13 protein-coding genes are annotated in these 12,611 nt (G+C 71.8%); 4 read left to right on the top strand and 9 right to left on the bottom strand.

What is annotated here, in order from left to right; all coding sequences use genetic code 11:
- Together QM624_RS13765 and QM624_RS13770 are read right to left on the bottom strand one after the other, a co-directional pair.
- The coding region (locus tag QM624_RS13765) for a toprim domain-containing protein (protein ID WP_415092754.1) at positions 1 to 560 on the bottom strand (560 nt) is incomplete at its 3' end.
- A 106-nt stretch (positions 561 to 666) separates the two neighbouring features.
- Positions 667 to 2,205, bottom strand: coding sequence for a methyltransferase (locus QM624_RS13770; RefSeq protein WP_415092756.1), 1,539 nt, complete (start codon positions 2,203 to 2,205; stop codon positions 667 to 669).
- Positions 2,206 to 2,320: 115 nt separating this feature from the next.
- On the opposite strand from QM624_RS13770, the gene QM624_RS13775 reads away from it, so the two are divergent.
- Entirely contained in the window at positions 2,321 to 3,868 is a 1,548-nt protein-coding gene (locus QM624_RS13775) for an amidohydrolase (protein ID WP_415092758.1), read from the top strand.
- A gap of 229 nt (positions 3,869 to 4,097) precedes the next feature.
- Positions 4,098 to 6,368, top strand: a complete 2,271-nt coding sequence (locus QM624_RS13780) for a DEAD/DEAH box helicase (protein ID WP_415092760.1) — start codon at positions 4,098 to 4,100, stop codon at positions 6,366 to 6,368.
- Here QM624_RS13780 and QM624_RS13785 read toward each other — a convergent pair.
- The 7 genes from QM624_RS13785 to ssd all read right to left on the bottom strand — a co-directional run bounded on the left by QM624_RS13785 (position 6,338) and on the right by ssd (position 11,161).
- The gene (locus QM624_RS13785; RefSeq protein ID WP_415092762.1) at positions 6,338 to 6,727 is read right to left on the bottom strand and encodes an Rv3654c family TadE-like protein; all 390 of its coding nucleotides are present in this window, start codon (positions 6,725 to 6,727) and stop codon (positions 6,338 to 6,340) included. The two genes, QM624_RS13780 and QM624_RS13785, sit on opposite strands and share 31 nt — an antisense overlap.
- Before the next feature lies 1 nt (position 6,728).
- Entirely contained in the window at positions 6,729 to 7,061 is a 333-nt protein-coding gene (locus QM624_RS13790; RefSeq protein ID WP_415092764.1) for a TadE family type IV pilus minor pilin, read from the bottom strand.
- A 69-nt stretch (positions 7,062 to 7,130) separates the two neighbouring features.
- On the bottom strand, positions 7,131 to 7,325 hold the full coding sequence (locus QM624_RS13795; RefSeq protein WP_298133659.1) for a DUF4244 domain-containing protein: 195 nt from the start codon (positions 7,323 to 7,325) through the stop codon (positions 7,131 to 7,133).
- A gap of 98 nt (positions 7,326 to 7,423) precedes the next feature.
- Positions 7,424 to 8,194 (bottom strand): type II secretion system F family protein, encoded by a 771-nt coding sequence (locus QM624_RS13800; RefSeq protein WP_415092766.1) that lies wholly within the window; start codon positions 8,192 to 8,194, stop codon positions 7,424 to 7,426.
- On the bottom strand, positions 8,191 to 8,988 hold the full coding sequence (locus tag QM624_RS13805) for a type II secretion system F family protein (RefSeq protein WP_415092768.1): 798 nt from the start codon (positions 8,986 to 8,988) through the stop codon (positions 8,191 to 8,193). Before QM624_RS13805 ends, QM624_RS13800 begins: the two co-directional genes overlap by 4 nt.
- On the bottom strand, positions 8,985 to 10,148 hold the full coding sequence (locus QM624_RS13810; protein WP_415092770.1) for a TadA family conjugal transfer-associated ATPase: 1,164 nt from the start codon (positions 10,146 to 10,148) through the stop codon (positions 8,985 to 8,987). Before QM624_RS13810 ends, QM624_RS13805 begins: the two co-directional genes overlap by 4 nt.
- Complete coding sequence (ssd, locus tag QM624_RS13815; RefSeq protein WP_415092772.1) at positions 10,145 to 11,161, bottom strand: septum site-determining protein Ssd; 1,017 nt, start codon at positions 11,159 to 11,161, stop codon at positions 10,145 to 10,147. The genes QM624_RS13810 and ssd overlap by 4 nt, the downstream gene beginning before the upstream one ends.
- A gap of 75 nt (positions 11,162 to 11,236) precedes the next feature.
- Here ssd and QM624_RS13820 point away from each other — a divergent pair, with 75 nt between their 5' ends.
- Positions 11,237 to 11,980 (top strand): class I SAM-dependent methyltransferase, encoded by a 744-nt coding sequence (locus tag QM624_RS13820; RefSeq protein WP_415092774.1) that lies wholly within the window; start codon positions 11,237 to 11,239, stop codon positions 11,978 to 11,980.
- Positions 11,981 to 12,083: 103 nt separating this feature from the next.
- A complete protein-coding gene (locus QM624_RS13825) occupies positions 12,084 to 12,605 on the top strand; it encodes a phage holin family protein (RefSeq protein WP_415092776.1) in 522 nt (173 codons plus the stop codon).
- Positions 12,606 to 12,611: the final 6 nt, after the last annotated feature.

Below are 12,611 nucleotides of genomic sequence, written 5' to 3' on the forward strand. Positions count from 1 at the left end.
ACCGACTGGACGCGGCCCGCCGACAGCCGCGGCATCACCTTCTTCCACAGCACCGGGGACACCTCGTAGCCGTACAGCCGGTCAAGGATGCGCCGGGTCTCCTGAGCGTCGACCAGGTCGGTGTCGAGTTCGCGCGGGTTGGCGACCGCTTCGGCGATGGCCTGCGGGGTGATCTCGTGGAACACCATCCGGCGGACCGGCACCTTCGGCTTCAGCTCGGCCAGCAGGTGCCACGCGATGGCCTCGCCCTCGCGGTCTTCGTCGGTGGCCAGCAGGAGTTCATCGGCACCGGCCAGCTTCGCCTTGAGGTCGCGGATGGTGCCCTTCTTATCGGCCGCCACCACGTAGAGCGGCTCGAAGTTGTTCTCGACGTTGACGCCGGTGCGCGCCCACTTCTCACCCTTGTACTTGGCGGGCACCTCGGCGGCGCCGGTGGGCAGATCGCGGACGTGGCCGCGGCTCGACTCGACGACGTAGCCGTTGCCGAGGAAGCTGGCGATCTTGGTCGCCTTGGCGGGTGACTCGACGATCACGAGCCGTGTCTTGCCTGCAGTTGCCACGTGGATTTCCTCGATGCGCGGGATGACGGGCCGCGACGGCGGCCTCACGGGGGAATGGTAACCACAAAGATCGAACCCTCGGCCACCTGCCCGGTTCGACCGTGGCTCAGCTGCGGTCGACCGGACGCAGGAAGCCGTCGGCGATCAGCGGGCGCAGTCGGGGCAGCAGGTCGGCCCGGAGCGCCGCGGCGTCGGCGTCCAGCAGGTCGGCGACGGCGTCGATCAGGACGCCGAGCGGCAGCTCACCGTCGCAGGCACCGGCCACCCCGGCCAGGGCAGTGTCGACCTCGACGGCCCGTCCGAAACCGGTGCCGCGACGGAAGACGATGTGTTCGGGGTCGGCCGCGCCGGGGCGTCCGAGTGCTTCGGAGGTGACGGCCGAGTCGATGGTCAGGGTGCTGGCCAGCAGTTGGTCGTCCGGTAGGTGAGCCGCGCGGGCGGCGTCCGGGAACTCGGCGAACGCCTCCCCCAGGCCGCTCTGCACCTGGTGGGGCCAGTCGTCGAAACGCAGCTCAGGTTGTGCGTTGCCGGTGTTGTAGAGGGTGAGCCAGCCCAGGCCGACTCCGACGATGCCGAGGGCGTCGAAGTAGTCGACCCATTCTGCGTAGCGTTTCGCGTAGTCAGGGGTGCCGACCAGACCGGCGTCGGCGAGCCAGATCTCGATGTACTCGAACGGGTCGAGCTGTTCCCGTTGCAGCACCAGGGCGTCGCAGCCGGTGGGGGTGACCCACGAGGCCAGCCGGTCCTGCCAGGGCTGGTCGGCGGTGATCGCCCAGTTGCCGAGCACCTGCAGCGCTCCACCGGGGTTGAGCTGTGTCGCCGCACCGGCGACGACCGCGCGGACCAGGCCGTCGGCGGTGAACGAACCCTCCCGGTAGACCAGCCGGGAGGCGTCCGGCGGCGCCATCACATAGGGCGGGTTGGTGACGATCAGGTCGAAGCCCTCGCCGGCAACCGGTTCGTACAGCGAGCCTTGGCGGACGTCGACGGTGAGGCCGTTGAGGGCTGCGGTCAGGGCGGCCATCGCGCAGGCCCGCGGGTTGAGGTCGGTGGCGACGACCTGGTCGGTGTGGGTGGCCAGGTGCACCGACTGGATGCCGCAGCCGGCGCCCAGGTCGAGGGCGCGTCCGCGCGGGGTGCGCATGGTGAGCTGGGCGAGGGTGACCGAGGCTGGGGAGAGACCGAGGACGAAGTCGTCGCGCGGCGCGGCGAGGCGTCCGTCGAGGGTGGGGGTGAGGTCGGAGGCCAGCCAACCGGAATGCTCGCCGTGATCGTCGGTGAAGGCGTAGGGCCGGATCTCGATGGCGGCCCGGACGGTGTCGTCGGAAGCGGCGTCCAGGATCGGGGTGAGGCGGTCCAGGTCACCCAGTGCCGCTGCGAGGTCGGTGCGCGGGACGTCCTGTTGCAGCGCGAAGGCCCTGATCAGAGTGGCCTGCGGATCGGTCGCGCCGGCCAGTGCCCGATTGGCGGGGATGGTGGCGTTGCGGGCCAGCCCGTCCAGACCCGGCGTGTCGAGTCGCTCGGCCACCGCGTCGTAGCTGTAGCCGGTGTCGCGCAGTCGCGCGGCGAGGTCGTGGGCGACGGAGGGTTCGAGCACACCGGCAGCCTGCCACACCTCGCTGGTCGAGCTTGTCGAGACCTCCACCGCCCCGTTGGTCGAGCCTGTCGAGACCCCTCCCCACCGCCTGCTGGTCGAGCTTGTCGAGACCTCTCACCCGATTTCGACAAGCTCAATCAACGGGGGCTCTACGCTGCTGCGCGTGAGCGGATCGGTGCTGGTGCGGCAGGTGCGGATCGTCGACCTGGACGGCACATCCCCGGCGTCCCGGGAACTGCGCGATGTGCTGATCTCGGACGGCGTGATCGCCGATGTCGGTACCAATCTGACCTTGGCGCCGGGTGTCGAGGAGGTCGACGGTGACGGCCGTTGGGCGATCCCCGGGTTGTGGGACGCCCATGTGCACGCCACGCAATGGGTGCGGACCGCCCGGATGGTGCAGTTGGGCGGTACCCCGGAGCCGGACGACGTGTTGGGACGGCTCCATGAACCGCTCGCCGAGCTGGCCCGGCGGCATCCTGACCGCACTCTGTTCGGGTTCGGGTTCCGCTCGGCCGGTTGGTCTCGGCAGCCCACCGTCACCGAGCTGGACGCGATCAGTGGCGCGACGGCGGTGGTGTTGATCTCGGGCGACGCGCACAGCGGTTGGCTGAACACGGCGGCACTCACTTTGCTCGGCGAGCCGGCCAGGGACGGCGCGGTGAGCGAGAACGAGTGGTTCGGCCTGTTGCGTCGGCTGGACGAGCTACCCGGCGCCGTGCCCGGACCCGCGGACTTCATCGATCCGATCACCGCGCTGGCGGCAAAGGGCATCACCGGCCTGGTCGATTTCGAGTTCGCCGACAGCTTCGTGGACTGGCCGCTCCGGCTCGCCGCCAGGGTGGGACCGCTGCGGGTGCGCACCGCCGTCTACCCGCATCAGCTGGACCAGGTGATCGCGGCCGGCCTGCGCACCGGCGACCCGCTGCCCGGCACCGGTGGGCTGGCCACCATGGGTCCGCTCAAGGTGATCACCGACGGTTCGCTGGGCACCCGCACCGCGTGGACCCACGAGCCGTACTCCGATGGTCCGGCCACCCCGGACCATCCCTGCGGCGTAGCCAATTACTCCGTGACCGAGCTCGTCGAGTTCATCCACCGCGCCACCGCCGCCGGCCTCGAGACGGCGCTGCACGCGATCGGGGATCGTGCCAACGCCGCCGTGCTGGACGCCTTCGCTGCCGGCGGCGGCCGTGGTTCGGTGGAGCATGCCCAGCTGGTCACCCGGGGCGACGCCGACCGGATGGCTGCCCTGGGTCTGCGGGCCAGTGTGCAGCCCGCCCACCTGCTCGATGATCGCGACCTCACCGACCAGATCTGGGGCACCGAACGCGCTGAACGATCGTTCCCGCTGCGCATGCTGGCAGACGCCGGGGTACCGCTGGCGCTCGGTTCGGACGCCCCGGTGGCCGAGCTCGACCCCTGGCTGGCGATGGCCTGCGCCGTCCATCGCAGCGGGGACGAGCGCCCCGGGTGGCACCCGGAGCAGGCGCTCAATCCACGGGAGGCGCTCGCGGCCTCGGTCGACGGACGCCGCCTGCGGCCCGGCGAGCCGGGCGACCTGGTGTTGCTGGACGCCGACCCGCTGTCCCCCGCGCCGCCGGCCGAGGCAGCGCACGCCCTGCGACACATGCAGGTGCTGCTGACGATCTGCAACGGAACGGTGACCCACGCAACCTGCAACGGAACGGTGACCCACGCAACGCACTGACGACGCACCGACCAACACGGGTTCTGAACGCACCCACCCGCTGGTTGAGCCCGTCGACGCCCGCGGGTTGAGCGTGTCGAAACCCCACCTGCCCCACAGGGGTCTCGACAAGCTCGACCAGCGGTGGCCGACAGGCTCGACCAACGAGGAGCGGGTCTCGACGAGCTCGACAAACGCCACGCAGCGATTCCTCAACGGTTCTGTCCGGAGCTCGTGGCACCCTGAGGCAATGGCCGTTCCGGAGTGGATCGAGGGTGAGGGGCAGGTGCGCCATGTCCATCGACGCCCGGCGCGGCCGGGCGTGCTGGCACCGGTCCCCGACTGGGTCTCGCAGCCGGTCCGTGACACCTTGGCCGGACAGGGCGTCCGGGCACTGTGGCAGCACCAGAGCCTGGCCGCGCAGGCCGCGTTTGAGGGCCGGCATGTCGCGCTCAGCACTGCCACCGGTTCGGGCAAGTCGCTGGCCTATCTGCTGCCGATCATCGCCGCCACCGCCGAGGGCCGGGTCGGTACCGATGCCGGGCGACATCGCTGGGCACGCCCCGACCGGGCCCACACCGCCCTCTACCTGGCACCCACCAAGGCACTCGCCCACGACCAGGCGAAACGAGCCGCCGCGCTGGGCGGGGCATCGTGGCGGGTGTCCACCCTCGACGGTGATTCCGAGCCCGGCGAGCGCCGGTTCGCCCGCGATTTCGCCACCTTCGTGCTGACCAATCCCGACATGCTGCATCGCAGTGTGCTGCCGGCCCACGAACGCTGGCAGGGTCTGCTGCGGTCGCTGCGCTATGTGGTCGTCGACGAGGCACACCGTTATCGGGGTGTGTTCGGAGCCCACGTGGCGAGCGTGTTGCGGCGGCTGCGGCGGATCTGCCGGCACTACGGCGCCGACCCGATCTTCATATCCGCCTCGGGCACCATCGCCACACCGGCCGATCACCTCGCCCGACTCGCCGGTATCGACGACGTGCTGCCGGTCGACAACGACACCTCCAGCCGCCCAGCGCTCGATTTCGTCGTCTGGCAGGGCGACGGCGACCCGCACCGTGAGGCGGCCGGCATGCTTGCCCGGCTGGTCGATTCGGGGGCGCAGGCGTTGGCGTTCACCACCTCGCGGGTGCAGGCGGAACTGGTCGCCGAGCAGGCCCGCCGGCACTGCATCGTGCCGGACGAGATCGCCTCGTACCGGGCCGGCTACCTGGCCACCGACCGGCGCGAACTCGAGGCCGGCCTGTCGTCGGGACGGCTGCGCGGCGTGGCCTGCACCAACGCGCTCGAACTCGGCGTCGACGTGACCGGGATGGATGCCGTGCTGACCGTCGGGTTCCCGGGTTCGCTGGCCTCGTTGTGGCAGCAGGCCGGGCGGGCCGGCCGTGACGGACGCGACGCACTGGCCGTGATGCTCGCCAAACCCGACCCGTTGGACAGCTGGCTGTGCCAGCACCCGGAGGCACTGTTCGACACCGAGGTCGAGACGACGGTGCTGCACCCCGAACAGCCCGCCGTCCTCGGCGCGCACCTGGCTGCCGCCGCTCAGGAGCTGCCGGTGGCGGCCGGCGACGAGGAGTTCTTCGGACCGACCATGACCGGGCTGCTGGACCGCCTGGTCGCCGGCCGCGTGTTGCGCCGCCGCGGCACCTCGTGGTTCTGGACCTCGCCCACCCGCGCCGTCGATCGCATCGACCTGCGCTCGATCGCCGGCAGCGGCGTGGAGATCATCGAGGCTGCCACCGGCCGGGTGATCGGACAGGTCGACACGGCCGCCGCCGACCGCACCGTGCATGCCGGCGCGGTCTACCTGCATCAGGGCGAACAGTGGCTGGTCGACGACTACGACCTCGACGCCGGCGTCGCCATGTGCAGCAGGGTGCGTGCCGAATGGTTCACCCAGCCCTCCACGCAGCTGAGCGTCCGGGTGCTGGGTACCGACCACCGTCGTGACCTGGCCGGCGGGTCGTTGTTCGCGGGCACCGTCGAGCTCACCTCGCAGGTCATCGGCTACCTGCGCCGCGATGCCGCCACCGGAACGGTCTGGGACTCCTCTCCGCTCGAACTGCCGGCCCGCACCTTCCGCACCCGTGCCCTGTGGTGGACGGTGCCGGACGCCATGGGCCTGGCCGAGCGTGATCTGGCGGGCGGATTGCACGCCGCCGAACATGCGGCGATCGCGCTGCTGCCCCGCTTCACCGCGTGTGACGCGGGGGACGTCGGCGGTTTGTCGATCACCCACCACACCGACACCGGCGCCCCGACCGTGTTCGTCCACGACGGATTGCCCGGTGGCTCGGGGTTCGCCGATCAGGCCTACGAACTCGCCGAACGCTGGCTCGGCGCGACCACCGAACTGCTCGCCGCCTGCGGGTGTGAGCAGGGCTGTCCCCGTTGTGTGGTGTCGCCGCGGTGCGGGTCGGGCAATCAGCCGCTCGACCGGCGGACCGCCCTGACCCTGTTGCGCGGGCTGCTGGCCGGTCACGGCGCACCCGTCACGTTGCCCGCGTAGGCGGTCGCCGCGACCGTGTCGGGCAGACCGGGCAATCGCCAGCCGACACCGTGGGACACCCGCACCTCGACCACGAAGTCGATCAGGTCTCCGGTCACCTCGCATTCGGCCATGTCGACCTGGTTGCGCCCGGCGATCCGCCGCGCCTCGTCGCAGGCGTCGCCGCCACGGGCGTACGCCTGCGCACCGGAGACCGCCACCAGGTCGGCGGCGGCCCGCACCGAGCGGGCGGTCGCCGAGTAGGCCAGCGCCAGCACCCCGACCGCGGCCAGTGTCACCAGCCCCATCACGGTGAGTACCACCAGCGGTGTCGCAACGCCCGCCTCACCAGGGGAGGCGTGGAGTACGCGGCGGATCATCTCAGCCCTCCTTGGCCACGACGGCCCGGGCGTGCAGCGCAACGCCGGGCAGAATCCCCGCCCAGGGTCGTGCCGGCACATCGACCTCCACGACCACATCGGCACCGCTGCCGCTCACCCGCACCCGGGTTCCGGCGGGTGCATCGGCCTGGGCCCGCTGCGCCGCCGCCGCGTCGCCCCGGGCCTGCTGACGGGCCACCTCACCGGCGACCGCCTGCAGTTGGCCCAGTTGCACCACGATCGCGATCAGGTAGCACAACCCCAGCGCCACCAGCACCGAGAGCAGGGCCCCGAAAGCCACCTCGACGCTCACCATGCCGCGTTCGCCGCGCATCGTCCCTCCTTCGGTCTCGGTCACGGTGGGCGAGACGGCCGCCCGCTCCGCCCACCGCGCTCAGGTCGTCTACTTCCCGACGAAGCTCAGAATCCAGTCGGTGATCTGCTTGAAGATCACCGTGATCTGTGTGTCGAAGGTGTCACCGCTGACGTAGGCGATGACGGCGGCGACCAGGGCGATCACCGCGATCGTCCCGAGGGCGTACTCGGCTGTGGTCATTCCCCGCTCGTCGTGGGGACGGGCCACCAACTGGTTGGGCATGGTTCTCTCCTCTCACCCCCGGCTATCACCGGGTTCACCCTCACCTTGGGCACCTGGGCCGGAAAGTGTTCACTTCGGTCGCGAGCCTGTGGATAACCTCAGCCGAACAGCCGGCTGAGCACCCCGCCAACCACCGGCACGACGCCGACCAGCAGGAACGCGGGCAGGAAGCACACCGCCAGCGGCAGCACGATGCTCACTCCGGCACGCCGGGCTCGTGATTCGGCTGTCGCGCGAACCACTGCGCGGGCCTCCGCCGCGTGCTGCCGCAGCGCCGGCGCGAGCGCGACCCCACCGGAGGCCGCGTGCCGCAGTTCCCGCGCCAACCCGGCCAGTTCAGGGTGCTGTTCACCCACTTCGGCCCAAGCCCGCTCCTCCGGCACACCGAGCCGGACGGCGGCGTCCAAGCGCCGCAGCACCCGTGCCGGCTCGCCGTCGAGGCACTCACCGAGCACCGCGACGGCATTGCGCAACGGCAATCCGGCCTCCAAGCAGACCGCCAGCTGGGCACAGATCACCGGCAGCGCGGACGCCAACTCGATCCGCACGGACGCCTCGCCGGCAGACCCCAGCCGGCCGGCGGCCACGAACACCCCGGCACCGGCACCGATCGCGGCCACGACGCCCAGCACGCCCGAGAGCACACCTGTCGCGATCAGCACTCCACCCACCGCCGCGCCGAGCAACACCCGGACGCCGGCGGCGGGCGCACCCGGCGCCGGAACGAGCCAGCCCGCACCGGGCGGCATCGCTCCGCGCCGCGGCATGCCCGAGGGAGCACTCGATCTCAGCCGATCGGGTGTCACTACGAGGAACACTGCACCGGCCGACGCGGCCACGGCGATCCCGAGCAGCATCTCGGCCGTCATCGCAGTCGCCCCGCTCGGTCGGCCAGCGCGTCGCTCCAGACCAGCCCCACCGCCGCCAGGCCGCCACCGATCGTCAGGCAGGCCAGTCCGGCGGCTGATCCGGTCAGATAGCCGATCGGGTCGCCGCCGACCGCATACCCCAGGCCGAGGCCGACCAACGGCAGCCCGCCCAGCAGCCGTCCGGTCAGCCGGGCGGCAGCCACCTCAGTGCCCACCGTGCGGGCCAGGTCGCGTTCCGCGGCCAGGTTCGTCGCCAGGTCGTCCAGTGAAGTGGCCATCGCCGCGCCGGTCCGTTCCGCGATCGTCCAGCTCGCGGCCAGGCCGGCCAATCCGGAAGCTCCCGGACGGCGCGCCGCGGCACACAACGCCTCGGCCACGTCGCTGCCTACCCTCCGGTGGGCGGCGATCTCAGCCAGCAGCGGACTGTCGCGGCCGGCGATCTCCAGGGCTCGACCCGGCGGATACCCGGCTCGCAACAAGCCCGCCAGTTCACTGCACCCCTGAGCCACCTGATCCCGGACGGCCGACCGTCGCCGGCCTGCGCGGGTCCGCCGGACCGTCCACGCCACCGCGGCACCCAGCACGCCGACCACCCAGCCCAGCGCGGCCCCCCGGATGCCGTCCAGGGCGACCCCCAGCACCGGCGGCACCAGCACAACAACACCCAGCACGACCGGTGCCCGCACCCTAGGCACTCCCCGGGATCGAACAGCCGGACGCAGCCGGTGCACCGAGACTGGCGGCCACCACAGCCACACCGACCAGATCGCCAACAGCGCCGCCACGCCGGTCATCGCAACAACTCCTCGAGCCGGACCGCCCCCGGGCCGGCGACCGGCGCACCGTCGCGGGTGAAACGCCAGGCAGGCACCGGACGGCATAGCCCGGACGCCTCGTCCCAGGTCAGCACGTGCAGTTCGCGCACCCAGCGGGTGCCGTCGGGTAGGCGCGTGATGTGCACCAACACGTCCAGCGCGGCCGCGGCCTGCGCGTGCAGCGCCGCCCGCGGCAGCCCGCCCAGCACACCGAGTGCCTCGAGCCGGGCCGGGACGTCGGCCGCCGAGTTGGCGTGCAGGGTGCCGCAACCCCCTTCGTGGCCGGTGTTCAGCGCGGTCAGCAGATCGCTCAGCTCGGCACCGCGAACCTCACCCACCACCAGCCGGTCGGGCCGCATCCGCAGCGCCTGGCGGACCAACGCCACCAGCGGCACCGCACCGGCACCGTCGGCGTTGGCCGGCCGGGCCTCCAGCCGCAGCACATGCGGATGCGGGGGCGCGAGTTCGCGCGAGTCTTCCACGATCACGATGCGGTGACCGGGATCGACCAGCCCGAGCAAACTCGCCAACAGGGTGGTCTTGCCCGAACCGGTGCCGCCGGAGACCAGGAAGGCAACCCGCCGTTGCACCATCCCGTTCAGCAGTTCGGCCGCCCGCGGGTGCAGGCCGCCGCCCGCCACCCAGTCGTCCAGGGTCAGCGCCTTGCGTGCCGGCACCCGCAGCGACAGGCAGGTACCGACATCGGTGAGCACGCCGAGGACGGCATGCACCCGGGTGCCGTCGGGCAGCCGGGCATCGACGAACGGGGAGCCCTCGTCGAGTCGCCGGCCGACCGCCGCGGCCAGCCGGACGGCGAGCCGCCGCACCTCTTCCTCGTCGGCGAAGACGCCCTCCACCGGCTCCAGGCCGGCACCGCGGTCGACGAACACCTGCCGATACCCGTTGACCAGGACGTCGGTCACGCCGCGCATCGCCAGCAATGGTTCCAAGGGCCCTGCGCCCGAACTCTCCCGGCGCAGCGCAGCCACCGTGTCGCGGACGGTGCCCTCCGACACCAGCGCCCCCAGTCCACGCAACGCTGCCGCGACCTCGACCGGGCCGGGCGTCGCACCGGCCCGGCCCAGCACCGCCCGCACCTCGGCGACACTGCCCGGAACGGACGCCGTCGGCTGGCTCACGACGCCTCCAGCAGTTGCTCGCAGACCCGTCCCAGCCCGCCGCGCCGACGAGACAGCCCCGGGCGCTCGCCCCGCTCGGCCGCCACCGCCAGGCTCGGATCGTGCCGCAGCCAGGCGCTCACCGGCAGACCGAGCGATTCCTCCACCACATCGTCGGGCACCCGCAACCCCGGCATCCGGCGCACTACCGCCTCCGCGGCAGGTGGGGCCAAGGCACGCACCACCTGCCCGGCCGCTGCCACCCCGCGCACGCAGCCCGCCACCACCACCAGGCTCCGGCCGGCCTGCCGCAGCGCCTCACGGCAGACCGCCGAGCCGTTGCGCCCCGGGTCGATCACCACCAACTCGAAGTTCCGCCGCAGTGAACCCAGCACGGCGGCCAGCGACTCGCGCCCCAGTTCGAGGTCGGCGCCCCGCGCCATCGACACCACGCTCACTCGGTCGACCACCGGCAGGAACTCGCGCAGATCACCCAGCACGCCGTCCGCCGCCGCGAACCGGGGCCACCGCCAGCCGGGTTCACCCTCGGCCCCGACCAGCAGATCAATGCCGCCACCCAGCCGGTCGGCGTCGACCAACGCCACCGACCGACCCGAATCGGCTGCCCTCCACGCCAGGCCGGCGGCCAGCGTAGAGGCGCCCACCCCGCCGGACCCGCCGAGCACCGCGACCACCTCGCCGGCACCGCCCACCCGGTCGGCCAGCACCGACGACAGCCAGCCACGGCCCTGCGGCAGCACGATCACCTCGGCCCCCAGCGGCACCGACCACAAGGCCGCGGCGCCGGTGTCGGCACCGACCAGGTACACCCGCTCACGCCTCGCCAGTTCGAGCGCCGCAACCTCGGCGGCAGAGTCGAGCCCGATGAAGACCGTGCCGGCATTGGCCCAGCGGCCGGCCAATGATTCCGGCTCGCACACCGTCGTGCCGTACCCGAGCGCAGCCGCAGCTGTCGTGACGAGGTCGCACACCTCGCCGCCGCCGGACACCACGACCACTTCTGTCGCTTCCACGTCCTCACTGTGCGACCGGCCGTCCGGAAGTGTTCAGAATCGTTGCGGGCTGTGGATGGCCCGTACGATGCCACCGTGAGCACCTCGACCCTGGCCGACGCCCTGACCTGGCTGGTCGGCGCGTCCGAAGGGCCCACCCTGATCCTGGGGCAACCATCGGCAGCCTTCGCCTCCGGCCTGCGCGGCCGGCACCGGCTGACCCTGGTCGACCGCGACCGCGACGCCGTCTCGGCGCTGCTGCGTCGCGCACCCTCCGGGCTGCCGATGGTCGCCGCGGCCGAGGCGCTGCCGCTGGCGCCGTGCTCGTTCGATCGGGTGCTGCTGGCGCAGAACTTCCACACCTTCGCACCCGGTCTGGCGCTGTCGGAGTTCGCCCGGGTGCTGCGTCCGGGAGGCCGGCTGGGCATCGCCTACACCGTCCGCGACGATTCGGTGCCGTGGGTGAAACGCCTTGTCCGCACGGTACGACAGTTCGATCCGGAGGCGATGAGCGGCGCCTACGGCACCGAATCGCTGCAGGCGCTGGAAGACAGTGCCTACTTCCCGCAGGTACAAACCCGGTCATTCCGGCACTGGGTGCCGATCGACCGGCCCGGCCTGGTCGAGATGGTGACGCGGATGCCCGCGGCCCAACAGCTGGACGAGCAGACCCGGACCCAGCTGCTGGACGAGGTGGGCGGCGTGTACGACAACTCGGCCCGCCCCCCGGAGCCGCTGCTGCTGCCCTACCGGGTGACCTGCTGGTCGGCCGAGGTCGATCACACCGAGCTCACCGCGCCGCTCGATCTGCCCGACGACGGCCTGCGCATCCCGCTCTGATTCATCACCGCGGCACCGCGTCCCCGATATCCCCCGTTGGGGTCCAGACAGGCGGTGACGCGACCACTAGGCTGAACACGACAGGCGACGAAAGGCAGCCACCATGGCGAACCAGGCAGACATCGCGGATACCGTGAAGGCGATCCAGGCCGACCTGACCACCATCGTCCGCGGCGAGATCGAGCTGGCGAAGGCCGAGCTGGTCCCGCAGGCGAAATCGGTGGGCATCGGCGCCGGCCTGCTCGGCGGTGCCGGCTATTTCGCAGTCAACGGCATCTCACTGTTGTTCCTGGGCCTGTCCGCCCTGGTGGGCTACTTCTTCGCCAGTTCGCTCGGCTGGCAGCCGTTGCTGGCCGCAGCCGTCGGCCTCGGCATCGTCGCCGTGGTGATGTTCCTGATCGCCGGCGTTCTCGCATTGATCGGCAAGAACAAGGTGTCGGTGAAGGGCCCCGAGGCGACGGTGGCCGAGGGCCAGCGCTCGGTCGAGGCCGTCCAGCAGGCGCTCGAGCGGGGGGTTTCCGAGGCTGAAGCCGAGGCGGCCGCACGCAAGCAGGCCCGCAAGTCGGCGCCGAGCCTCACCTCGGCCGACAACCCGGGCCCCAGCTACACCGCTCCCGGCAACTGAGCGCAG

Origin of the sequence: Micropruina sp., from assembly GCF_047606365.1 — a bacterium.
GTDB lineage: Bacteria > Actinomycetota > Actinomycetes > Propionibacteriales > Propionibacteriaceae > Micropruina.

Bases quoted from the DNA above. Each gene is read 5' to 3' on its own strand.
- QM624_RS13805 (WP_415092768.1), bottom strand. From the start codon at position 8,988: ATGACCGGCGTGGCGGCGCTGTTGGCGATCTGGTCGGTGTGGCTGTGG.
- QM624_RS13790 (WP_415092764.1), bottom strand. From the start codon at position 7,061: ATGCGCGGCGAACGCGGCATGGTGAGCGTCGAGGTGGCTTTCGGGGCC.
- QM624_RS13795 (WP_298133659.1), bottom strand. From the start codon at position 7,325: ATGCCCAACCAGTTGGTGGCCCGTCCCCACGACGAGCGGGGAATGACC.
- QM624_RS13825 (WP_415092776.1), top strand. From the start codon at position 12,084: ATGGCGAACCAGGCAGACATCGCGGATACCGTGAAGGCGATCCAGGCC.
- QM624_RS13800 (WP_415092766.1), bottom strand. From the start codon at position 8,194: ATGACGGCCGAGATGCTGCTCGGGATCGCCGTGGCCGCGTCGGCCGGT.
- QM624_RS13780 (WP_415092760.1), top strand. From the start codon at position 4,098: ATGGCCGTTCCGGAGTGGATCGAGGGTGAGGGGCAGGTGCGCCATGTC.
- QM624_RS13785 (WP_415092762.1), bottom strand. From the start codon at position 6,727: ATGATCCGCCGCGTACTCCACGCCTCCCCTGGTGAGGCGGGCGTTGCG.